The 23,204-nt window shown below is 34.5% G+C and carries 20 protein-coding genes, 1 tRNA gene and 2 pseudogenes; 12 read left to right on the top strand and 11 right to left on the bottom strand.

The annotated features are described in order from the left end of the window. Positions 1-26: 26 nt before the first annotated feature. From J3U18_RS01515 to J3U18_RS01505, 3 genes are all read right to left on the bottom strand, one after another. The gene (locus J3U18_RS01515; protein WP_065734316.1) at positions 27-1,442 is read right to left on the bottom strand and encodes a sugar porter family MFS transporter; all 1,416 of its coding nucleotides are present in this window, start codon (positions 1,440-1,442) and stop codon (positions 27-29) included. A gap of 83 nt (positions 1,443-1,525) precedes the next feature. Beyond that, the gene (araA, locus tag J3U18_RS01510; protein ID WP_267352743.1) at positions 1,526-3,034 is read right to left on the bottom strand and encodes an L-arabinose isomerase; all 1,509 of its coding nucleotides are present in this window, start codon (positions 3,032-3,034) and stop codon (positions 1,526-1,528) included. A 41-nt stretch (positions 3,035-3,075) separates the two neighbouring features. After that, positions 3,076-4,737, bottom strand: coding sequence for a ribulokinase (locus J3U18_RS01505; RefSeq protein ID WP_267352742.1), 1,662 nt, complete (start codon positions 4,735-4,737; stop codon positions 3,076-3,078). A 203-nt stretch (positions 4,738-4,940) separates the two neighbouring features. Between J3U18_RS01505 and araC the strand changes: the two are divergent. The 3 genes and pseudogenes from araC to purD form a co-directional block, all read left to right on the top strand. Then, a pseudogene (gene araC, locus J3U18_RS01500) lies at positions 4,941-5,786 on the top strand (arabinose operon transcriptional regulator AraC); the annotation flags it as partial. 195 nt (positions 5,787-5,981) lie between these two features. After that, a complete protein-coding gene (gene purH, locus J3U18_RS01495; protein WP_065562174.1) occupies positions 5,982-7,574 on the top strand; it encodes a bifunctional phosphoribosylaminoimidazolecarboxamide formyltransferase/IMP cyclohydrolase in 1,593 nt (530 codons plus the stop codon). A gap of 26 nt (positions 7,575-7,600) precedes the next feature. Then, on the top strand, positions 7,601-8,890 hold the full coding sequence (gene purD / locus J3U18_RS01490) for a phosphoribosylamine--glycine ligase (protein WP_065562173.1): 1,290 nt from the start codon (positions 7,601-7,603) through the stop codon (positions 8,888-8,890). Positions 8,891-9,059: 169 nt separating this feature from the next. Here purD and J3U18_RS01485 read toward each other — a convergent pair. Continuing rightward, positions 9,060-9,308, bottom strand: a pseudogene (locus J3U18_RS01485) (beta-ketoacyl-ACP synthase); the annotation flags it as partial. A 266-nt stretch (positions 9,309-9,574) separates the two neighbouring features. On the opposite strand from J3U18_RS01485, the gene aspT reads away from it, so the two are divergent. Together aspT and J3U18_RS01475 are read left to right on the top strand one after the other, a co-directional pair. Next, a complete protein-coding gene (aspT, locus tag J3U18_RS01480; RefSeq protein WP_267352741.1) occupies positions 9,575-11,275 on the top strand; it encodes an aspartate-alanine antiporter in 1,701 nt (566 codons plus the stop codon). Positions 11,276-11,304: 29 nt separating this feature from the next. Further along, positions 11,305-12,906, top strand: a complete 1,602-nt coding sequence (locus J3U18_RS01475) for a bifunctional aspartate transaminase/aspartate 4-decarboxylase (protein WP_065562154.1) — start codon at positions 11,305-11,307, stop codon at positions 12,904-12,906. A gap of 270 nt (positions 12,907-13,176) precedes the next feature. On the opposite strand, the gene J3U18_RS01470 is transcribed toward J3U18_RS01475, so the two are convergent. Next, a complete protein-coding gene (locus J3U18_RS01470) occupies positions 13,177-13,716 on the bottom strand; it encodes an HPP family protein (RefSeq protein WP_267352740.1) in 540 nt (179 codons plus the stop codon). Positions 13,717-13,830: 114 nt separating this feature from the next. Here J3U18_RS01470 and J3U18_RS01465 point away from each other — a divergent pair, with 114 nt between their 5' ends. Further along, positions 13,831-14,388, top strand: a complete 558-nt coding sequence (locus J3U18_RS01465) for a TetR/AcrR family transcriptional regulator (RefSeq protein ID WP_267352739.1) — start codon at positions 13,831-13,833, stop codon at positions 14,386-14,388. 627 nt (positions 14,389-15,015) lie between these two features. Here the strand turns inward: J3U18_RS01465 and J3U18_RS01460 are convergent. The 4 genes from J3U18_RS01460 to J3U18_RS01445 form a co-directional block, all read right to left on the bottom strand. After that, a complete protein-coding gene (locus J3U18_RS01460; RefSeq protein ID WP_267352738.1) occupies positions 15,016-15,609 on the bottom strand; it encodes a glutathione S-transferase family protein in 594 nt (197 codons plus the stop codon). 103 nt (positions 15,610-15,712) lie between these two features. Beyond that, positions 15,713-16,126, bottom strand: coding sequence for a hypothetical protein (locus J3U18_RS01455; RefSeq protein ID WP_267352737.1), 414 nt, complete (start codon positions 16,124-16,126; stop codon positions 15,713-15,715). Between the two features lie 298 nt (positions 16,127-16,424). Continuing rightward, on the bottom strand, positions 16,425-16,781 hold the full coding sequence (locus tag J3U18_RS01450) for a tetratricopeptide repeat protein (RefSeq protein WP_267352736.1): 357 nt from the start codon (positions 16,779-16,781) through the stop codon (positions 16,425-16,427). Positions 16,782-17,324: 543 nt separating this feature from the next. Beyond that, a tRNA-Ser gene (locus tag J3U18_RS01445) sits at positions 17,325-17,412 on the bottom strand. 193 nt (positions 17,413-17,605) lie between these two features. Between J3U18_RS01445 and J3U18_RS01440 the strand changes: the two genes are divergently transcribed. Genes J3U18_RS01440 through J3U18_RS01415 form a run of 6 tightly spaced genes read left to right on the top strand, consistent with a single transcriptional unit; the run spans position 17,606 to position 21,092 of the window. Then, complete coding sequence (locus tag J3U18_RS01440; protein WP_065562146.1) at positions 17,606-17,923, top strand: TusE/DsrC/DsvC family sulfur relay protein; 318 nt, start codon at positions 17,606-17,608, stop codon at positions 17,921-17,923. 21 nt (positions 17,924-17,944) lie between these two features. After that, on the top strand, positions 17,945-18,238 hold the full coding sequence (ftsB, locus tag J3U18_RS01435) for a cell division protein FtsB (protein ID WP_065562145.1): 294 nt from the start codon (positions 17,945-17,947) through the stop codon (positions 18,236-18,238). After that, positions 18,235-18,936 (top strand): 2-C-methyl-D-erythritol 4-phosphate cytidylyltransferase, encoded by a 702-nt coding sequence (ispD, locus tag J3U18_RS01430; RefSeq protein ID WP_416379927.1) that lies wholly within the window; start codon positions 18,235-18,237, stop codon positions 18,934-18,936. The genes ftsB and ispD overlap by 4 nt, the downstream gene beginning before the upstream one ends. A gap of 12 nt (positions 18,937-18,948) precedes the next feature. After that, entirely contained in the window at positions 18,949-19,440 is a 492-nt protein-coding gene (gene ispF / locus J3U18_RS01425; protein WP_324169780.1) for a 2-C-methyl-D-erythritol 2,4-cyclodiphosphate synthase, read from the top strand. Positions 19,441-19,449: 9 nt separating this feature from the next. Beyond that, positions 19,450-20,466, top strand: a complete 1,017-nt coding sequence (gene truD / locus J3U18_RS01420; protein ID WP_267352735.1) for a tRNA pseudouridine(13) synthase TruD — start codon at positions 19,450-19,452, stop codon at positions 20,464-20,466. Then, entirely contained in the window at positions 20,466-21,092 is a 627-nt protein-coding gene (locus tag J3U18_RS01415) for a protein-L-isoaspartate(D-aspartate) O-methyltransferase (RefSeq protein ID WP_267352734.1), read from the top strand. Before truD ends, J3U18_RS01415 begins: the two co-directional genes overlap by 1 nt. Positions 21,093-21,146: 54 nt before the next feature. Here J3U18_RS01415 and pnuC read toward each other — a convergent pair whose 3' ends face one another. Continuing rightward, positions 21,147-21,851, bottom strand: coding sequence for a nicotinamide riboside transporter PnuC (gene pnuC / locus J3U18_RS01410; RefSeq protein ID WP_267336797.1), 705 nt, complete (start codon positions 21,849-21,851; stop codon positions 21,147-21,149). Then, positions 21,844-23,088, bottom strand: a complete 1,245-nt coding sequence (nadR, locus tag J3U18_RS01405; RefSeq protein ID WP_267352733.1) for a multifunctional transcriptional regulator/nicotinamide-nucleotide adenylyltransferase/ribosylnicotinamide kinase NadR — start codon at positions 23,086-23,088, stop codon at positions 21,844-21,846. Before nadR ends, pnuC begins: the two co-directional genes overlap by 8 nt. Between the last annotated feature and the right edge of the window lie 116 nt (positions 23,089-23,204).

Raw genomic sequence — 23,204 nt, 5'->3', positions numbered from 1 at the left:
CAATATCAATTGTTCTAATATAAACCTCAATGATCATCTCCAATATGACGAAGTTTTTTACCTAACATCAGATTTTTTTCGATACGTTCCAATGAAATATTTTTGGTTTCAGGTACAAAGAAAATTACAATGAAGATAAATAAAACATTCATGCCGGTATATAACCAAAATGTTTGAGCAACACCTATATGATTTAATAATGTAAGGAATGTTGCACCAATTATCATATTTGAAATCCAATTGGTCGCAGTTGAACAAGTCACACCAAAATCACGGCTTTTTAAAGGTTGAATTTCAGAACATAAAATCCACACCACTGGTGCAGCACTCATTGCATAACCACCAATACACATAATTGCCATTCCAACTGCTGCATAGGATGTAAATGATGATGGATTACCATTTTCGATAAGTTGCAAACAAATACCTAGTACTAATGTACCTAAAGCCATAATACCAAAACCAACTTTTAGAATTGGTTTTCGTCCTAACTTATCAACAGTAAAAATTGCAATAAATGTAGCTAACACAAAAGTAAGACCAACAATAATTGTAGCAATCATTTGTTGCTGGGTACTTTCAAATCCTGCAAGGCTAAAGATTTTTGGTGCATAGTACATAATAATATTCATACCGGTAAATTGTTGCATCGCTTGTAATGCCATACCAAGATAAACTGTTCTGCGTACATTTTTGTTTGCTTTAAACAGTGTCCAGCCTTCCTGTTTTTCTTGTAAACTATCCTTGATATCATTAAATTCTTGTTGAATTTTTACAGGATCGCTACGAATTGATTTTAAAACTTTCTCAGTTTCATTTAATCGTCCTTTTGATGCCAACCACCTAGGACTATTAGGCAGGAAAATCACTACTATAAACAATATGATTGCAGGTATAGAAATGATACCAAGCATCATTCGCCAATCACCTGTGTAGCTAAAATAGGTATCTGATAAAAATGCAACTAAAATACCAATTGTGACTAAAAGTTGGTAAGCAGCAATCATCTTACCGCGAATGTTTTCTGGCGCCATTTCAGAAAGATAAAGTGGCGCCGTATAGGATGCAATACCAACAGCAAACCCCAAAATAACTCGCCAGACTAAAAGAACTTCTACATTAGGTGCTAAAGCTGATCCAAAGCAACTTATAATAAAAAATAAGGCGCCCGCTAATAAGCTATATTTTCTACCTAAATAAAAAGATAACCAACCATTGGATAGAGCCCCCAAAGCAGCTCCTAACATCATTGAACTCACTACCCACTCTTGTAGCTGAGTCGTTAGTTCAAACTGAATAGTAATAAATGGTAAAGCTCCCGCAATTACACCTATGTCTAGACCGAATAGTAGACCGGCCATTGCAGCTGAAAAGCCGATTAGAAAGGTCATTTTTTTTGCAGAATTTATTTCCATTTTATTCGTTGTTAAAGACGTATTCATATCCACCTCTTTATTCCCTTTATTCTGTAATTTTGATAATAATTGGAAAAAATATTTCCAATCATTGAACTAAAATAAATTTATCAAGCATAAGGATTACAATACGCAATCTCATTCCAACGTAACTCATTCCTGAAATCATCGATTCGAGTACTTTCGTCAATAACCAACAGTTCAATTTTATGCAGTTGCGCATAAAGTTTAAAATAATCCATAGAAAGTGCTTGGGTATAAACAGAATGATGTGCTGCTCCAGCAAGAATCCAGGCTTCAGCAGATACTTTTAACGATGGTTTTGGTTTCCAAACAGCACATGCTACAGGTAATTTGGGTAGTGCATAAGGTTGCTTGATTGTCTCAAGTTCATTAGCGACTAATCTAAATCGGTTACCAATATCAATTAAACTGGCATTGATTGCTAAACCAGGTTTTGCAGGGAAAATAAGTCGAGCAGGATCGGCTTTACCACCAATGCCCAAATGTTGAATATCAAGTAAAGGTTTGACATCATCATCTATGATAGATGGGCAAACTTCTAACATATGTGAGCCGACAACTAACTCATTACCTTCAGTAAAATCATAGGTATAATCTTCCATGAATGCGGTGCCGCCAGAAAGTCCTTTGGCCATTAATTTCATTGTGCTTAGTAATGCTGCGGTTTTCCAATCACCTTCGCCTGCAAAGCCATAACCTTTAGCCATTAATCGTTGGACAGCAAGTCCTGGTAATTGTGCCATACCGTATAGATCTTCAAACGTTGTGGTAAATCCGCCATAATTACCTTGTTTAAGGAATTGCTCAATACCTAATTCGATTCTCGCTGCGTCAATTAAGTTTTGTCTTTTCTCTCCACCAATTTGGGCGACGGGAGCAAGTTTATAAAGTGTTTCATATTCATCAATTAGCTGATTGACATCACCATCAGCAATTGAGTTAATGACCGAAACCAAATCACCAACTGCATGAGTGTTGACTGAATAACCAAATTTAATTTGTGCAGAAACTTTATTTCCTTCTGTTACAGCAACTTCGCGCATATTGTCACCAAATCTAACGATTTTCATGGTTTTTTCTGCATTAATTGCCACACAAACTCGCATCCATTTCCCAATTTGCTCATGAACATCTTTATCTTTCCAGTAACCTGTTACCAGAGAATGAGGTTGGCGCATACGAGAACCGATAAAACCAAATTCACGTCCTCCATGTGCAGTTTGGTTAAGATTCATAAAATCCATATCCATTGAATCCCACGGAACGACTTTATTAAATTGAGTATGAAGTTGTAGAAGAGGTTTTTGCAGATGAGTTAATCCATTAATCCACATCTTAGCTGGCGAAAATGTATGTAACCATGTGATTAATCCAACACATTTTGAAGAATAATTTACTTCCTGACAAAGGTTATATATATCCTCAGGTTTTGTTGCTAGTGGTTTGAGAACAATTTTAACGGGTAGATTTGCTTCATGATTAAAATAATCTGTTACCTCTTGAATATTTTTTTTAATTTGTTCAAGTGATTCTGGCCCATAAAGGTGTTGACTACCTGCAACAAACCAAATTTCAGATTCTGAATAAACAAACATAATGGACTCCTTTATAATTTATTCATATTTTTTAAATTAAATTAAGCGTTATAGTTGGGCTCACTAGATGCTGACCAAACTAAATACTTTCTATATAATTCTTCATATTTAGGGACCCTGTTTTCATCAGGAATAAAGGTGGTTTCTAGCTTACTAGACATGCTACTTTGAGCGGTGGAAATATCGGTGTAAACATTGGCCGCTACAGCCGCAAAGATTGCTGCACCTAATGCACAACATTGTTCTGAACTCACAACGGTCAGCGGTTTATTCATTACATCTGCACAAGCTTGCATAATAACCGGGGATTTTTTAGCTATTCCTCCTAAAGCGACAATTTCATTAACAGGCACATCTTGATTAATAAAGCATTCCATAATTGCTCTAGCGCCAAAGGCTGTTGATAAAACCAAGCTTCCAAATAATGTTGCAGCATCCGTTGAAATCGTTAAATTGGTTATAACACCTTTGATTCGTTGATTGGCATAAGGGGTTCGTCTACCATTAAACCAATCAAGCGTTATAGGAATTGTGTCTAGATTTGGATTTTCTGCCCAAGCTTGAGCAATATCATTTAATAATTTATGCTTTAACTCCTTTACTATTGGTTGAGATTCTGGTGAGATTGAAACTAACTTTTCAAGAGGCCAACACAAGAGTTTTTTATACCATGCATAGATGTCTCCAAAAGCTGATTGCCCAGCTTCAAGACCTATAAAGTTTGGTATTACACTACCATCTACTTGACCACAAATGCCTTTAATTGAACGATTATTTATAACGTTTTGTTCTGCCAATAAAATATCGCAGGTAGAGGTGCCAATTACTTTAACTAATGTATAAGGTTTTGCACCCGCACCAACGGCACCCATGTGACAATCAAATGCACCACCAGAAATTACGGTCGATGTTGGTAATCCTAATTTTTCTGCCCACTCTTGGGTAATAGTGCCCACTTTATGATTTGCGGTATAAGTCTTTTCAAATAAAGGATAAGGTAAGTTATTAACTAAACTTGGGTCGAGTTTTTCAAAAAACTCATAAGGGGGTAAACCATTCCATTTTTCGCTCCAAAAACATTTGTGACCGGCAGCGCATCGACCACGCTTTATTGCATTTGGCGCTGTCGTTCCAGAAAGTAAAGCGGGTACCCAATCACAGAGTTCAATCCAAGAAGCCGAAGCATTTTTTACAGCACTGTCTTGACGAAAAATATGCATAATCTTCGCCCAAAACCATTCTGAAGAATAAACTCCACCACAATATTCCAAATATTTAGAGTATGGTTCAGTTTTGCACACTCTATTAATTTCTTCAGCTTCGTGTACCGAGGTATGATCTTTCCATAAAATAAACATTGCATTAGGATTGTTCATAAATTCTGGTTTTAAAGCTAACACATCGCCATTTTCATCAATAGGTGCTGGGGTAGAACCTGTTGAGTCCACACCAATAGCAACTATATTTTGTGCATCAGATTTAAGTTGATTGACAACAGATTGTATTGATTGAGTCATTGACTCAATGTAATCAAGGGGATGATGCCTGAACTGATTTTTTTGCGGATCACAAAACTGGCCCTTAGACCAGCGTGGGTAATAAACTACTGCTGTAGCTAACTCTTTCCCATTTTGACAGTCGACCGCTAAAGCTCTGACAGAATCACTACCAAAATCCAATCCAATGGTTATTTTTTTATTCATCCGCTAACACCTCAAAGACTAATTAAATGGAGTTTTTTGAAAGAATAAATAATTATCGATAAAACAAGTAGGTATGTTGTTGCTATAAATATAGACGATTCTGCACACCTAATTTGTTTTGTGATGTAGATCTCACAATTATCACTATTCAAAAAAAATTTTTATGTAAAAATAAAATAGTTTCAAAAAATTGGTGATGACAAATGAGCAATAAACAACAAAATAACCCTTTGTTACCTGGTTATTCATTTAATGTCCATCTTGTATCTGGTTTAACACCGATCGAAAAAGAAGGAAAATTTGATTTTTTCATTGATCGTCCTAATGGATTAAATGGTTACATTATTAACCTCACTTATGCAGGCCAAGGTACTATTTATCGTGATGATGAATCATTTAATTGTTATCCCGGTGACTTTGTTCTTTTTCCTCCCAAAGAACCCCATTTATACGGACGTAAAGAAGATGAGAATAATTGGTTTCATTTTTGGGTATATTTCAGACCAAAATCAACATGGAAATATTTATTAAGTTGGGAAAACCGATTAAAAGAAACGGGATTTTATCGCCCTAATACCCAAGTAAAAGATGAAATAGAACAGCTATTTATAAAAATTGTCGAGGTAGGGCAATCAAATACGATATATTCTGAAAATTTAGCTATGAGCATGTTAGAGCAATTCTTGATACGTTGCGCACAAGAGACTTCTTGCACTAATCCTCCTAAAATAGATACCCGAGTACTACAAGTTTGCAACTATTTAATTGATACTCTGGATGAAAATAATTTTACGCTTGATATCGTATCGCAGAAAGTGTGTTTGTCGACATCGCGAATTGCTCATATATTTAAAGACCAGATTGGTATGTCTATTGGAGAATGGCGACAAGAGCAACGGGTAAATCGTGCAAAACTGTTATTGCAAACCACTAATATGAGTATCGCAGAAATTAGCCGTTCAATCGGATTTGATGATCAACTTTATTTTTCGCGAATCTTCAAAAAAAGAATTGGTCTATGTCCTCAAAAATATCGCAATAGCACTCGAGAACAAAATGAAAGAAAAATCCAAAGTGTCAACTCGCTTTACTTTTATGATAAGCAAAATGACCATATCATTGAATAAATACAAATTATTAGGTAATTATTTTTTCAGAAAGTTAATACTAAACATCGCTCCTCGTTTTATATATAATAGCCGCTCACAGACTTGGATTTAGAATATCAATTTCGGAGCTTTTTCATGCAGCAGTTTCGTCCTATCCGTCGTGCTTTACTCAGTGTTTCTGATAAAACAGGAATCATTGAATTTGCTAAAGCTTTATCTGAACGTAATATTGAACTCCTTTCTACTGGTGGCACCGCCAAACTTTTAATCGACAACCACATTCCTGTTACCGAAGTATCGAATTATACGGGATTCCCTGAAATGATGGATGGTCGAGTCAAAACGTTACATCCTAAAATACACGGTGGTATTTTAGGGCGTCGAGGGATTGATGACGAAGTGATGCAACAACATCAGATCGCACCGATTGATATGGTGGTTGTCAACTTATATCCTTTCGCGAAAACGGTAGCTGACCCAAATTGTAGTTTAGAAGATGCGATAGAAAACATTGATATTGGCGGACCAACTATGGTGCGATCTGCAGCTAAAAATAATAAAGATGTCGCCATTGTTGTTGATTGTCAGGACTATAGCACAATCATTGATATGTTAGATAAACAGCAAAATTGCCTCTCTTTCAAGTATCGATTTAGCTTAGCAATAAAAGCATTTGAACATACTGCTCAATATGACGGTATGATCGCTAACTATTTTGGTAAACTTGTACCTCCATATTATGGCGATACTGAAAAGCCTGCTGGTGAATTCCCTCGCACTTTAAATCTACAATTTGTTAAAAAACAAGATATGCGATATGGCGAAAACTCACATCAACATGCAGCTTTTTATGTGGAAGAACATCTTGAGCAAGGTTCTATTGCTACTGCCAAACAAATACAAGGTAAAGAGCTATCTTATAACAATATTGCCGATACCGATGCTGCATTAGAATGTGTAAAATCATTTGATGAACCAGCTTGTGTAATAGTTAAACACGCTAACCCATGTGGTGTTGCGGTGAGTGATAACATCTTAAATGCCTATCTTAATGCTTTTAAAACCGACCCAACTTCTGCCTTTGGGGGCATTATTGCTTTTAATCGCCCATTAGATGCTAAAACAGCCCAAACTATTGTTGATAAACAATTTGTTGAAGTAATTATTGCACCATCGGTTGATCAAAACGCTTTGGCCATTACACAAACGAAAAAAAATGTTCGAGTATTAGAATGTGGCGAATGGCCAGCGAGCACAAAAGCCAGTTTAGATTTAAAACGCGTTAATGGCGGATTGCTTGTACAAGATCGTGATTTAGGTATGGTAACCAAAGACCAATTAACGGTAGTTACCAAACGACAACCGACTGAAAAAGAGTTATCTGATGCACTATTTTGTTGGAAAGTGGCAAAATTTGTGAAATCTAATGCTATTGTTTACGCTAAAGATAAGATGACTATTGGCATTGGTGCAGGGCAAATGAGTCGTGTTTATTCGGCCAAAATTGCTGGAATAAAAGCACAAGATGAGAATCTAGAAGTTGCTGGTTCAGTGGTGGCTTCTGATGCATTCTTCCCGTTTAGAGATGGTGTTGATGCCGCGGCTGCGGTTGGTGTCACTTGTGTTATTCAGCCGGGTGGTTCAATCCGTGATGACGAAGTAATTCAAGCCGCTAATGAGCATAATATTGCCATGATCTTCACCAATATGCGTCATTTTAGGCATTAATTATAAAAGTATTGAAAGGACCTTGTATGAAAGTATTAGTCATTGGTAATGGTGGGCGCGAACATGCTTTAGCTTGGAAAGCAGCACAATCGCCATTAGTTTCTAAAGTGTTTGTTGCACCAGGTAATGCAGGTACCGCACTTGAGCCAAATTTAGAAAATATCAACATCAAAGCAACAGATATTGCTGGTCTACTCAACTTTGCTCAAGAGCAACAAATAGACTTAACTATTGTTGGACCAGAAGCGCCATTAGTGATTGGTATTGTCGATAGTTTTCAAAAAGCTGGATTAACTATCTTTGGTCCTTCAAAAGCGGCTGCTCAGCTAGAAGGATCAAAAGCTTTCACTAAAGATTTTTTAGCTCGACATAACATCCCAACTGCTGAATACCAAAACTTCACAGAAATTGAGCCAGCCATTGCTTATATTCGTCAAAAAGGTGCACCAATTGTGATAAAAGCTGATGGTTTAGCGGCAGGAAAGGGCGTGATTGTTGCCATGACACAAAAGGAAGCCGAAGAGGCAGTACACGATATGTTAGCGGGAAATGCCTTTGGTGATGCCGGTCATCGAGTCGTAATTGAAGAGTTCCTTGATGGCGAAGAAGCCAGTTTTATCGTAATGGTCGATGGTAAACATGTCGAACCAATGGCAACCAGCCAAGATCATAAACGTGTTGGTGATGGTGATACTGGTTTGAATACTGGTGGAATGGGCGCTTACTCTCCAGCGCCAGTAGTAACCGATGACGTCTTCAATAAAGTTATGGAAGAAATCATTTACCCAACCGTCAATGGCATGGCAAAAGAAGGCAATGTATATGTTGGTTTTCTTTATGCCGGATTAATGATTGATAAACAAGGAAATCCTAAAGTAATCGAATTCAATTGTCGATTTGGCGATCCTGAAACTCAACCAATCATGATGCGAATGCAATCAGACCTAGTTGAGCTCTGCTTGGCTGCCACAAAGGGCGAACTAAATACAGTAAAATCAAAATGGGATATAAGGCCTGCTTTAGGTGTAGTTCTTGCTGCTGGCGGATATCCAGGCGATTACAACACCAAAGATGTTATATTAGGTCTACCTACTGAAACAGATACTAATTGCAAAATCTTCCATGCCGGCACCTGTTTAGAAAACGGTCAAGTCTATACCAATGGTGGGAGAGTTCTATGTGTTACAGCTTTAGGCGATAGTGTTTCAGACGCTCAAAAACGTGCTTATGAACAAATTAAAAGTATCTATTGGCATGGTTGTTACTATCGTCATGATATTGGCTATCGAGCTATTGAACGCGAAAAAAATAAATAAATTTCAAATAAATAGCGCTATATGGCGCTATTTTTTATCTACCATTAAGCCAAAAAAAGTTGAGGAACGGGGTTTTTAAACCCTAAAAGTTTTTTGTGGTTTGAAAATAACCTCAAAAACCCCTCTCCTCAACTTTTTTTGCCTTGTTTTAATGACAAGAAATTACAAATTATATTCTTTTAATCACAATTGAGGTGTTAATTCCGCCAAAAGCAAAGTTATTAGTTTGAAAATATTCAATATCTAAATTTCGTCCTGAACCAACGATATAATCCAAATCACCACATTGAGGATCGACATTATTTAAGTTGATAGTTGGATTAAACCAGCCAGTATGCATCATTTCTAATGTTAACCATGCCTCTATCGCGCCACATGCACCAAGAGTATGACCAAAATAGCTTTTTAAAGATGATATAACCATAGATATTGGCTTTAGTAATATTTCAATGTAAGACAGCAATGTTGTGAGTATTAATGTAGCAGTAAAAATCTTAAAATTCTTAAAAAATTGTTATCTCCTAACAATGGTATTAATCGTTAAAATTAACTATCTATTCTTTGCATTGAAGTTTAATATATAACTGTATTCATAAAATGTGATGAATATTAAAGTTCAAGTTCCAATCTTTTCTTTTCTATCTTTTTCTATTTCATAAATTTTAGCACTTGAGGACAATTATTATGTTTCAATGGCTTTCAAATTGGATTTTAGATGGACTTAAACATTCACCAGAAATACTTTTATTTCTCTCACTGAGCTTAGGGTATTTGATTGGTGGTATTCGAATTGGTAAATTTCAATTAGGTGGAGTGGCTGGTTCCCTACTAGTTGCTGTAGCATTAAGCGTGTTTGGTGTTACGGTTGATGCTGGTGTCAAAGCTGTACTTTTTGCTTTATTTATTTATGCAGTAGGGTTTGAAAGCGGACCACAATTCTTTCGTTCATTGGGGGTTAAAACCCTTCGTGAAATCTTTTTAGCACTATTTATTGCCGTTGCTGGCTTTGTTACGGTGCTCGTTTTAGCCAAATTATTCCATTTAGATAAAGGTCTTGCTGCTGGTTTAGCTGCAGGAGGATTAACCCAATCAGCAATAATGGGGACGGCATCAGATGCTCTTACTCAGTTAGGTTTAAGCCCTGAAGAGTTAAGCCGATTACAAGGTAATGTGACTATTGGATATGCCGTAACTTATATTTTTGGTTCACTCGGAGCCATAATTGTCTGTGTTAATATTTTACCTAAAATTATGGGGCGTGAAATTAACGATGATGCAATTCAGGCAGAAGCAGAACAATTACATGGTTCACTTTTATTAGGTAGTGGTCAGAACTTTGCCTTATCAGATGTAACTGGTCGTTTATATCGTATTACCAATAAAGTTAATCAGACCGTTGAAAGTTTAGAAAAGGTGATTAACGGTATAAGCATCGAACGAATCAAACGTGGTAATCGTATTATTGAAGCTGGACCAGAAACTATATTAAAGGCCAAAGATATTATTTTAGTTGTTGGCCATCGTGATGCCATGATTAAAGCCACTGATTTATTAGGTGAAGAGGTGAATTCGGCACAGGGTATGGATGTGGTTATGAATACTCAAGATGTCGAAATGCGTAATACACGTTATGTTGGTCAAAACTTAACGCAAGTACTTTCATCTGATGAAGTAATGAAACTAAAACATGGTATTTATTTAATTGCTGTCCATCGCGATGGGCAACCATTGCCATTAAATAATGATATGGTGTTCAAATTAGGTGACATTATTACGGTTTATGGTACTGATGGTGACTTAAGGCGAGTAGTTGATAAAATTGGTGCGCCGATAACAAAGAGCGAAAAAACTGACTGGATATTCCATGGTTTAGGTCTTGTCGTTGGCCTTATTATTGGTCTTATTGTAATTCGTGTTAGTGGTATTCCAATTACCTTAGGTGCTGGTGGTGGTGCTTTGTTATCAGGCTTATTATTTGGATGGTATCGATCTTTACATCAAACTGTAGGAAACATCCCAACGGGTGCGGTGCAATTACTTAAAGATTTTGGTCTAGCTGGCTTCGTAGCCGTAGTTGGTCTAAGCTCTGGATTGCAAGCTATTGATACCATTAAAGATCAAGGTATTTCTTTATTTCTAATTGGCGTTGTAGTTACTTTATTGCCTATGTTGCTTGGCATTTACTTTGGTAAGTATGTGCTGGGTTATAAAAATTCTGCTGTATTCGCTGGTGCTTTGGCGGGTTCTCGTAGTGCAAATCCAGCTTTTGGTGAAGTATTAAATAAAGCGGGTAACTCAACACCTACTAACTCTTTTGCTATTACCTATGCTTTAGCTAATGTTTTCCTAACTTTATTAGGGCCATTAGTTGTTGCTTTTGTTTAATTGACATCTCAAATTAAGGATACATGGTTATGAAAAGTAATAATGAATATGCAAAATATGCGAATTTAAGTCCTTTTGAATTGAAAGATAATTTAATTAAACTAGCACAAAGCCATACTGACCGTGTAATGTTAAACGCGGGGCGTGGTAATCCTAATTTCTTGGCAACATGGCCACGACAAGCTTTTTTCCAACTTGGTGTTTTTGCTTTGCAAGAGTCTGAAATGTCTTTTTCATATATGAATGAAGGCATAGGAGGAATGCCAATTAAGGCTGGTTTAACAGGTCGTTTTGAACATTTTGTCCGTCAAAATTATCAAACTCCTGGCGTGTCATTTTTAGGTAAAGCGTTTTCATATATTCGCGATCAACTTGGTTTAGATGAAAATGCCTTCTTACAAGAGATGGTGGAAGGTATTTTGGGCTGTAACTATCCAGTACCTGATAGAATGCTGCATTTTAGTGAAGAGGTGGTTAAAGCCTATGTTCTTTCTCAAATGGGTGCGCAATATTTAAGACGAGATGATCTTGATCTATTTGCTGTTGAAGGTGGTACTGCTGCAATGGCTTATATTTTCAATTCAATGAAAGAAAATAACTTAATCCAAAAAGGTGATAAAATTGCAATTGGTGCACCTATTTTTACGCCGTATTTGGAAATTCCAGAGCTTAATGATTATCAATTGGTTGAAGTGTTAGTTAATTCTGATCCTGATAAAAATTGGCAATATCCAGAAGCCGAATTGCGCAAATTAGAAGATCCTTCCATCAAAGCATTTTATTTAGTTAACCCATCTAATCCACCATCAGTAAAAATTGATGATAAAAGTTTGAAAATCATTGCTGATATTGTGAAAAAACGTCCAGATTTAATTATTTTAACTGATGATGTTTACGGTACATTTGCTGATGATTTCCAATCCTTATTTGCTATTTGCCCTAAAAATACGATTTTAGTTTATTCATTCTCTAAGTATTTTGGTGCAACAGGTTGGCGTTTAGGTGTGATTGCAATAGCACACGATAATATTTTAGATAACAAAATTAAAGCATTACCAAGCAAGGCTAGACAGATTTTAGATAAACGTTACAGCTCAATTGTGACCGATCCTGAAAATCTTAAATTTATCGATCGTTTAGTAGCAGATAGCCGTGCAGTTGCGTTAAATCACACTGCTGGTCTATCTACGCCACAACAGGTTCAAATGGTGTTATTTGCATTGTGTGAAATGATGGATACTGATCAAAGTTATAAAGCCGCATTGAAATCGTTAATTCGTCGTCGAGCAGCATCATTGTATCAACATTTAGGACTTGAACATCATACTGATGAAAATAGTGTCGATTATTATACCTTAATTGATCTAGAACATATTTGTCGTGAACTTTATGATGATAAGTTTGCTAAATGGATCTTAAAAAATAAAAATCCATCTGAAATGTTATTTAGAATTGCTGATGAAGCTGGTGTAGTTTTATTACCAGGTAAAGGGTTTGCAGTGCAACATCCATCTGCTCGGGCTTCATTAGCTAACTTAAATGAATATCAATATGCGGCAATTGGTTTATCTATGCGTAAACTTGCACAAGAGTATTATGCAGAGTACCAAGGTAAAGCTAATAAAAAATAGATAATCATACTGATTAACTTATCAACTCTACTATCAAACCCTAGATTATCTAGGGTTTTTTCTCTTATATCTCTCAAATTTCATTATGAATATTAGTTATTCAATTCTAATAAGAAACAAGTTAATTCAATAATATTGATTTTTTATATCGTTGTTTAATGGCTTTTTTTATGGATGTGACTGTAAATCATAACGCAATGTTCAACACTATTTCATATAGCAACACATTTTGAATGTTCTCATAAAATTATTACTTTGCATCTAATTTAATCACTTCTCCTTTTTATCATTAAAAAATGCTAACCAATAAATTGGCCACTGGTTTTTAGATAGTAGATTGTTAATAGCATAGGCTATTATTACCAGAGAGATGGAGCCTGAAAGCACGGGAAACAATAAAAAGCTGAAATCGTAATTAACCTGACTTGCTGTTAATAATATAACCAACGGATTAGCACCTGCTGGTGGATGTACACATCTTAAGAATTGCATTGCTGCAATAGCACAACCCACCGCTAAAGCAGTAATAAAAATTGAATCACCAAATAATTTCAAAAATATAAGACCAATAAATGCTGATATAAGATGCCCAAAAATTACATTCCTTGGTTGTGCAAGAGGAGACTGAGAAACAGCAAATAAGATGACACATGAAGCTCCAAACGGAGCCATAATAAAATAGCTACCAGAATAGATAGTCAGATATTCCAGAGTTAAAATTGCCAAAGTTCCGCCTAACAGTCCTTGAAATAAATCAAGTAATTTAGGTCTATTAGGTAGTTTTTCACTACCCCAAAGAAAGAATTTCATTAATTGTTTTCCTTATAAGTTATAATATATGAATAGAAAATATGAACAGATCTGTACAAAAAATTGATAGTAGTACAGATCTGTTCACTTTGCAATTTATTTAGGTGATTTATTTTGAAAAAAACAGATGAATTAATTATTAAGACGGCAGAAAAACTGTTTTATCGAACTGGTTTTTCTAGTGTAGGAGTAGATGATATTAGGGATATATCAGGATGTTCTAAAACTACTTTATACAATCACTTTGGAAGCAAAGATAAACTTATCGTAGAAGTGTTGAAACTTAGAGACTCAATATTTCGTTCAAAACTTGAGGATTCTATCAAAGGACTCAATGGAAAAAATGCTATTTTGGGAATATTTAAATGGCATAAAAAATGGTTTTCTGAAGTGGATTATAATGGCTGTTTATTCATGCGAGCAGTTGAGGAAATGCGTGAAACCTTGCCTTGCGTATCAGATATACTTATGGAGCATAAAGAATTTGTTAGACATCTAATTTATTCAAAACTTGAAGATTATTCATATAAAGAGTCTTTGACAAATAAACTGATGGTGATTCTTGAAGGATTAATTAATATTAGTGTAGTGTATAAAAATGATAGGGATCTTAATGATCAGATTGAACAAGATACCATTAATTTAATGGCAGAGTTGTTGAATAGGAATTAAGTATACAAATATTGTATTGGTAAAGTTTAATTGAATCATTTTAAGGTTATTTGTTTTTTATCTATAAAAATCTAATATTTTGGAGGAATAATAAATCTAAAGGTTACAATATATTCTAAGGGATATTTTTTGAAGAAAAGTCGTTTATTAAATTTTGAATTGCCACTAATTGATCAATCTTTAGCAAAGATTGTGGAAGCGAAGAAAAAAGACTTCTAATTTAACTAATAGATTTTATGTAAATTAATCATGCTTCATCTTTTGCGTAAATCTTTGTTCTACCTTTTGAAAACTAGATTATTTTAAACTGGTATGGACAAAATAATATGATGTACAATCAAAGTCAAAGCTAATTTTTTTGATGAAATACTTACTAAGTTTATCAATAACGATGTTGTTGATAAAATTTACTTGTCTTCTTTTGTATAATTATATTAAAAATGAGTTAACTTGACAGTACTGCTTAATAACATATTGATAATTTTGCCCAAATCAATCAATTGGGAACGGTAAAGTAGTGGTTCACTACTCACTTGCTCACGGCTTAACAAATCCAATTCAGTAAAGAGGGTTCAATCAAAAAAACCGCCATGAAGCGGTTAATCAAAAATGTAAAATAAATGAGAATTAATTATCATTTATTTTATGAGCTTTCAAAAACGCAGGTCTACTCGTCGCTTTTTGAAGATAGTTTTCAAGTTTTTTGTCCAACGTAATGCCAAATGCTTTTGCAAACATTAATCGATGAGATAAAAAGATATCTGCTAACGTAAAGGTATCACCAATGAGCCATATATTTGTTTCTTTTAGTTCTATCCTAGACAAAACATCAATGGTTTGTTTTTTAAAGTAATCGATAAATTCTGGCCATTGCTTATCTTCAGGAGTAAACAGTATCTGTTTAGCAAGGCAAGAAAGTGGCGTTTCTAAGTCAGTAATCGAAAAACTGATTAAAGAATTGATAATAGCTTTTTCTTGTAAATTCGCAGGGTATAACGTATTTTGTTTCTTTTCACAAATATAAAGGCATATGGCCAACGTTTCACTTAATGAAAAACTCCCTTCCGTTAAAAATGGTACTTTACCAAAAGGATGTGGTGATTTGACGACCGCATTATCTGTGTGTATTTCAACCCGGATTGCTTCATAAGGAAGACCGATTTCTTCCAAAGCCCAGATAACAGCCAAAGATCGTGCTCCAGGTGCCGTGTATATTTTCAAGCTTAATCTCCTTTTAATAAATCAAATAATCGGTATTGCGTAAAAGCAAGCATCCATTTTGGGTTTAAGTGATCATTTCCTATTGCAACTCCAGATGATCATCTTATCTGATGACAGATTGTATAGTAGTTGCTGTATAAAAAAAATAATTTTTCAGCATGTTTTGAACAATAAATAAAACATTCCTTTTGACATGAATATGAAAATTTTTCATACACCTTTGCATGATACCTGTCTGTATTTTTTGTATTTTAATTGTTCTAATTAGCTGCAATGCAGCAAAAGAACATAAATGTTGATAATCTGTAATATTATCTAACTCATTATTTCTTAAATTATCCAGCACTGGCACGAATTTATTTTCTGAGATTCCAAAGTAATCTTCTAAAAGATTAGCTTCATCAGCCTCTACCTTTTTAATAATTAACTCATCAATCTTAAGATAGGGTAATAATTTATAAAGTTTATTTGCTGCGTAGAAACTCTGATTTAAGCTTATAATTTCATAAATAACCATGCTGGTTGTTACATTCGATAATACTAATGGTAGATTTATTTTGGTAAAAACAATGGAAACAATAAATTATAATCATATTGCTAGCAACACATATTATGTTGTCATTCCGCGCACGCAACATTTAGTGTTAGTATGCGCGAGAGCGATAAACATCATAAAACGGGCATTCCCGACATCATTACGCTTATGGCATTAAAAAAATAAAAAAACCGCTTTAGTAGCGGTTTTTTATTATCTGGAGAAATTAAAATCATGGCAAAAATTTCGGGAGTTTTAACCGACGGTGCAGGTCAAGTTATTAATTAAACTTATTTAATTTTTTATAATAACCACATGCAATTACAAATTTTTGGTCACAAGATTTCTTAAACCATTCTTTTGCAATAGATAAATTTTTAGGTACTCCGTTGCCAAAATAATACATTACGCCTAAGTTGTGTTGAGCATATAAATTACCTTGCTCTGCGGATAATTTATAATAATTTATAGCCTTCTCATAATCTGTAATTGTACTGTTGACATCAGAATATATATTACCTAACTTATATTGAGCTTCTGCGTCTCCGTTGTTAGCTTTCTTAATTAACTCATCAATATCATAAGAATAAACACTAAACGAAAATAAGATAAAAAATATCGCTATTATTTTTTTCATGGTTGATCTCAATAATTAATAAGATGATTATTAAATCATATCCAGTTAAAAGATTCATCTTCAATCTTCAACTTAACATACTCTACGGCATCTTGATACGATTCAAAAATTCCGATTTTGTTTAATCCGTTATTCCGATAAAAGCACTACCAGTCATTGTGTATATCGAGAGAGGGAAAAATAAAATACGAATCATTTTCGCAATCGTAAATTGAATCGGTGTCTGGGCCGGTTAGTATGTAAATTGTTTTGTGTAGTTTATTGTGATCATGTTATGAAAGATTAGTTAGTTTTATTCATCATAACTAATATTTTTCTGGAGTGTGAATTGAAGTGAAAAGTTGGAAAGCAGATCGCAGAAATTTGCTAAAAATGGTATGAGTTTTACCCTAGCAAAAAAATTGATGATGATTTTCACTGTACGTAAAACAGGTATTTTAGGGAAAATAGATATATTCTAAGTTAATTCTAAGTGATATATTTTGGAAGAGAGTTATTTATTGAGTTTTGAATTGTAACTATTTGATTAATCTCTAGGAAAGATGGCGGAAGCGCAGAGATTCGAACTCTGGGAGGGTCGCCCCTCGCCGGTTTTCAAGACCGGTGCTTTCAACCGCTCAGCCACACTTCCGCAATGGCTGTGAATATTAAAGGAGACGGACTTATTTGTAAATAGCTAATTTAATATTTTTCATCAACTGCTCTAATTTTCGCCAAATTCGGGTCAATTTAGGTAAATTGATATGGTTTACTTACCAAAATTAGTGTTGGAATCTTATTATTTGAGTATAATACACCGCAAATATCAAACCATGTTTTGAAAAATGTTAAATCAAATAGAAACCGATGAAAAAGGCTATTTAAAGAATTGGCAGGATTGGTCTGTTGATTTGGTGCCTGAATTAGCTATTAAAGAGTCTATTGAATTAACTGATGCTCACTGGGAAGTCATTTTATTCGTTCGTGATTTTTATTTAGAATATAAAACATCACCAGCAATCCGTGCGTTAGTTAAAGCAATGGAGAAAAAATTTGGTCCAGAAAAAGGTAATAGTCGCTATTTATATAAATTATTTCCTGACGGACCAGCTAAACAAGCAACTAAACTTGCAGGCTTACCTAAACCTGTGAAATGTATTTAAGTTAAGAGAACAATTATACTCATGATTAGATGGAAACTCCCATTTATATTACTTCTTGTATTAGGGTATTTGCAGTACTCATTATGGTATGGTAAAAATAATTTTTATGATTACCAAGAAAATGTGCAAATGCTTGAAAACCTACATCAAGAGAATGATAAGTTAAAAGCTCGCAACGAACAGATGTTTGCTGAAGTTGAAGATTTACAAAAAGGTTATGAAGCAATAGAAGAACGAGCTCGAAGTCATTTGGGTATGGTTAAACCTAATGAGTATTTTTATCGAATAATTATTGATTCCAACTCACAACAATAAGGTATTACGTGGCAAATAATAGTGATATTATCGCAATCGTTCCTGCCGCAGGAATTGGTTGTCGCATGGATAGTCAATTACCTAAACAATATTTAAAAATTGGTCAAATGACCATTTTAGAACACACCCTACAAAAATTATTAACCCACCCTAAAATCAGTCAAGTAGTAGTGGTGATAAACCAAGAAGATAAGCTTTTTAAAACACTTGACGTTGCATCAAAAGTTAAAGTGACTTATGGTGGTGAAACTCGTGCTGACTCTGTTTTAGCAGGCTTAAACTTAGTTGCTGAAAATCAATGGGCATTAGTCCATGATGCCGCAAGGCCTTGTGTTAGTCATGAAGATATCACTAAATTAATAAATCGAGTTTTACATGAAAACAAAGGTGGAATATTGGCAACCCCACTCAGTGATACGATCAAGCAAGCTTATACAGATGATGCCAATATCATTAGCCACTCTGTGGATCGTACATATTTATGGGGTGCTGCTACACCTCAGTTGTTTAATGCTGGTGAACTTAAAGCATGTTTGAGTAAGGCTTTAAATAATCATGTCGCCATCACTGATGAAGCATCAGCGATAGAGTATTGTGGTGGTCATCCATTATTAATTGAGTGTCGTCGAGATAATATAAAAATTACTCGCCCAGAAGATTTAAGCTTGGCTACGTTTTATTTAACTAATCAAATTTAATATAGGTAGATTATGCGAATAGGTCATGGATTTGATGTACACAAGTTTGGTGGGGAAGGACCAATTATCCTAGGTGGAGTAACAATTCCTTATCAATATGGACTTATTGCTCATTCTGATGGCGATGTAGTTTTACATGCTATCACTGACGCTTTAATTGGCGCATTAGCTTTGGGCGATATTGGTAAACTATTTCCTGATAATGATCCCAAATACAAAAATATAAATAGCCGATTGTTATTACAAGAAGTTTACCAAATTGTTCAATCTAAAGGTTATGAATTAGTTAATTTAGATACAACTATTATTGCCCAAGAACCTAAAATGAGACCTCATGTAGATCAAATGCGCGTTAATATTGCTGAAGATTTGAATGTACATTTTGATCAAATTAGTGTTAAAGCAACCACCACCGAACAACTAGGTTTTACAGGTCGTAAAGAAGGGATAGCTTGTGAGGCAGTAGTACTATTAGCAAAAAAACAAATACAAAATAAACGATAGGCAAAATAAGTGTTAGCAGAATTTAATTATTTTTATGGTAAACCGACAACTCATGGTTTATATAAACAGCAATTTGAAGATTTCATCGTTATTGAAGAGCTTGGTTTTGAGCTTACTGGTGAAGGTGAACATGTTTTAGTTTATCTTGAAAAGAAAGACTGCAATACGGTCTTTGTCGCCGAACAATTAGCTAAATATGTCGGTATTTCAGCTAAAAATGTCAGTTATGCTGGTCTTAAAGATCGTCAAGCAGTTACCCAGCAATGGTTTAGCTTACATATGCCAGGTAAAGAAACACCTGATTTTTCAAAATTTGACTTAGCAGGCTGTCGAATATTGCAAATTACTCGCCATAATAAAAAATTGAAAATAGGTGCTTTAAAAGGTAACCGTTTTAAAATTATTTTAAGAAACTTAACTGATAATATTGAGCCTAAATTAAACACAATTAAACAATATGGTGTCCCTAATTATTTTGGTGAGCAAAGATTTGGACGAGATCAAAATAACATAACCCAAGCAATAAAATGGGCAACTGGCGAAATATCAGTTAAAGATCGTAAAAAAAGAGGTTTTTATCTTTCTGCTGCTCGTAGTGCTATTTTTAATGATATTGTCAGCCAAAGAATTAAACAAAATATTCAGCAAACGGTGCTCGATGGTGATATATTACAACTATCTAAAAGTAATAGTTGGTTTTTGTCTAAAACTGATGAATTATCACTTTTACAACAACGTTTGCAAAATGGCGAAATTAATATTACTGCACCAATGGTTGGTGATTCGCCATTGGGCACAACATCAGTTGCATTAGAATTTGAAACAAATTGTTTAAAACATTGGTCTTGCTTTGAGGAATTATTCAAGAAAGAACGAATGGAAACAATCAGGCGCTCAATATTATTGCGCCCCGAGCAACTTAAATGGCAATGGATAGGCGAAAATGATATTGAAATCAATTTCTACTTACCTTCTGGTTGCTATGCTACAAGTGTTTTACGCGAATTGATAATTGGAAATGAGTAATGCAAAATTCAAAAATGCAGGCTATGATTAATTTATTGCGCCAGCAGGGAATAAAAGATGATCGTGTTTTAGATGCTATAGCTTCAATACCGCGTGAAAATTTTGTTGATGAAGCGCTTTCTCATCAAGCTTATGATGACCGATCATTACCAATAGGTAGCGGTCAAACCATTTCTCAGCCATATATCGTTGCCAAAATGACTGAATTACTAAGGTTAACGCCGACAGCCAAAGTACTTGAAATTGGTACAGGTTCAGGATATCAAACCGCAGTACTAGCCAAGCTGGTTGATCATGTCTGCTCAGTAGAAAGAATAAAAAGTTTACAATGGAATACAAAACGGCGATTAAAGCAACTTGATATTCATAACATCTCAACTCGTCATGGTAATGGTTGGCAAGGTTGGCTTGAACGAGGTCCATTTGACGGCATAATCGTTACTGCTGCAGCATCAGAAGTTCCTCAAAGCCTTCTAGAACAGCTTGCTGACAAAGGGTGCTTAGTTTTACCTGTTGGTAAAAACAAACAAATGTTACAATTAATTGAGCGTGATGGAGACAATTTTATAACTACAAATATTGGGGAAGTAAAATTTGTACCGCTTGTTGATGGGGATGTTGAATAAATCGCAAAAAATAGAAAATAATCAATTATTTTCTATTTTTTGATTGAATGTTCTCTATAATTTATTTTCTTTTGCTTTTTCTTCTGAAAGCTTCCATTCACAAATACCGTATAATGCATTAAATAGGTAAATTAAATATTGAGTTGCAATAACAATATTGTCAGTATAAATATTCAAACCGATCACTAATACATTTAACAATACCCACAAATACCAATTGAAGGCGTACCTCATCATTAATAATAGTTGAGCAACTACACCTAAGCCAAATATAAAGCAATTTGTAATGAGTTGATATGAAGTATTGCTCGCACCGATTTCGTTAGTTAAATAGATATTAAAAAATGCTGCAACAATTAAAAATATCAACGCATATAAAAATGCACTTTCATTTAAGGAACGAACTTTAACATTTTTATTCTGATCGAGATTTTTTTGCCAAGTAAATAATCCATAAATATGTGAACCAAAATAGTAAAAAGTAGGTAAGCCTGCCCCAATATTGCCACCAAGAAAATTGGCACAACACTCAGCTACTACAGCAAGCATTCCTAGCACATTTCCTAAGTTTTTTCGTTTAGCTAATAAAATGACACACAATAATCCCAAAAATGCACCAGCGTACGATACGGCATAGCGTAAATTGAAATTATTAAATGGATCAGTATACAAAAATGCAAGGGTGACGCAGATAATACAAAATAGTGGATAAAACTTGTTTCGTCCAATAGCGATGATGACATCTCTTAAATTATTCATAATTAATACTCTTATCATTAATAAGTTGATTTACTAATTCAATACAGCGTAAATAACGTTCATCATAGTCAGATGAGTCGATTTGAACATAGCTGATATGGTTCTTTTTCAATAATGAGATTAGTAGTTGCTGAAAATCTTTCCGTTGTTTTGGACTTCCTAAACTACGTAAGCCATCAGCAACCCAAGGCGTGTTATTACCTAATAAAATAACCAAATCAAAGCGATAGTTGTTGATCATGGCTTGTAAAAATGGATGCTCTTTACCTTCATACTTTTTGCAAAATGCTTGCGTGGTAATAAAATCAGTATCAATGAACGACACTTTATTCGCATGTTTGATAGCAAAATCGATATATTGTGCATGTCCTAATGCAATTTTATCGTAATCAGCATATTGCAATGCTCGTTCATCGCCACCAAGTTGAGAAAACACATAATCACGACCATATTCCCAAGCGCTAGTGGTATTAAACATATTGGCTAACTTATTAACTAATGTTGATTTACCACTCGATTCTCCACCAAGAATAGCAACAGTTCGTACAAAAAACGGTCTAACTTCAGTTGGAATATATTGCCAATTTTTTAAAGGCGCTTGACGAATTTGTGTACCACTAACTTGCATAAATCGGCGGGTAGGATCAATAAGCACAGTATCTAAATCGAATAAATCTTTATACATCGCTACATCTTGTGGTTCACTCGAATAAACGCAACTAGGATTGATGGCTTTTTCCTTGAATAACTTTTTAACGCGATCGCTCCACTCATTCCAACCATTTGGATATGAAGGAATACCGTCTTCTTCTAAAAGTTCAATATGGATATTTTTTTGATATTTAAACGTTTGTAATAACCAACGAATCCTATCGTTAATTGTTGGTTGGCGTGACATTGCGCTTTCTTTAAATAGTGCCATATCTCGCATCGTATCGGAACAAAGAATCACATAAAGTTCGTCAACTTGGCTAATCGCTCTTTGAATAAGATAAATATGTCCGGTATGTAATGGATAAAACTTACCAAAAATGACACCTACCTTTTTATGTTTACTGTTGGGATCAATTTGCAAATAACGGTGTAGTGATTGTAATTTTTGAGCACTAGGATTTTTGATTTTATCATTAATTAATTGGCTCAAATAACCTTTGGTCATTTGGCAGGCATCAGCAACTGTCTGTAACGATAAATTTTTGCGTTTTATGGCAGTTTTTAAATAACTAAAACCATTCATATCGCCTCCTTACCTTTTGTTTTTTATCTGGAACTAAATTTACATCATTTTTAATAAATGTTCAATATATTAAACAAGGAAAATAATTTTGCCTAATCAATTTAAATCTAATAGTA

This window comes from Gilliamella sp. B3482 (assembly GCF_026536805.1).
In the GTDB taxonomy this organism is placed as follows: Bacteria; Pseudomonadota; Gammaproteobacteria; order Enterobacterales; family Orbaceae; genus Gilliamella; species Gilliamella apicola_E.
This window is presented reverse-complemented; position numbering and strand designations above follow the sequence as displayed.

Bases quoted from the DNA above. Each gene is read 5' to 3' on its own strand.
- J3U18_RS01515 (WP_065734316.1), bottom strand. From the start codon at position 1,442: ATGAATACGTCTTTAACAACGAATAAAATGGAAATAAATTCTGCAAAA.
- araA (WP_267352743.1), bottom strand. From the start codon at position 3,034: ATGTTTGTTTATTCAGAATCTGAAATTTGGTTTGTTGCAGGTAGTCAA.
- J3U18_RS01505 (WP_267352742.1), bottom strand. From the start codon at position 4,737: ATGAATAAAAAAATAACCATTGGATTGGATTTTGGTAGTGATTCTGTC.
- purH (WP_065562174.1), top strand. From the start codon at position 5,982: ATGCAGCAGTTTCGTCCTATCCGTCGTGCTTTACTCAGTGTTTCTGAT.
- purD (WP_065562173.1), top strand. From the start codon at position 7,601: ATGAAAGTATTAGTCATTGGTAATGGTGGGCGCGAACATGCTTTAGCT.
- aspT (WP_267352741.1), top strand. From the start codon at position 9,575: ATGTTTCAATGGCTTTCAAATTGGATTTTAGATGGACTTAAACATTCA.
- J3U18_RS01475 (WP_065562154.1), top strand. From the start codon at position 11,305: ATGAAAAGTAATAATGAATATGCAAAATATGCGAATTTAAGTCCTTTT.
- J3U18_RS01470 (WP_267352740.1), bottom strand. From the start codon at position 13,716: ATGAAATTCTTTCTTTGGGGTAGTGAAAAACTACCTAATAGACCTAAA.
- J3U18_RS01455 (WP_267352737.1), bottom strand. From the start codon at position 16,126: ATGGTTATTTATGAAATTATAAGCTTAAATCAGAGTTTCTACGCAGCA.
- J3U18_RS01450 (WP_267352736.1), bottom strand. From the start codon at position 16,781: ATGAAAAAAATAATAGCGATATTTTTTATCTTATTTTCGTTTAGTGTT.
- J3U18_RS01440 (WP_065562146.1), top strand. From the start codon at position 17,606: ATGTTAAATCAAATAGAAACCGATGAAAAAGGCTATTTAAAGAATTGG.
- ftsB (WP_065562145.1), top strand. From the start codon at position 17,945: ATGATTAGATGGAAACTCCCATTTATATTACTTCTTGTATTAGGGTAT.
- ispF (WP_324169780.1), top strand. From the start codon at position 18,949: ATGCGAATAGGTCATGGATTTGATGTACACAAGTTTGGTGGGGAAGGA.
- J3U18_RS01415 (WP_267352734.1), top strand. From the start codon at position 20,466: ATGCAAAATTCAAAAATGCAGGCTATGATTAATTTATTGCGCCAGCAG.
- pnuC (WP_267336797.1), bottom strand. From the start codon at position 21,851: ATGAATAATTTAAGAGATGTCATCATCGCTATTGGACGAAACAAGTTT.
- nadR (WP_267352733.1), bottom strand. From the start codon at position 23,088: ATGAATGGTTTTAGTTATTTAAAAACTGCCATAAAACGCAAAAATTTA.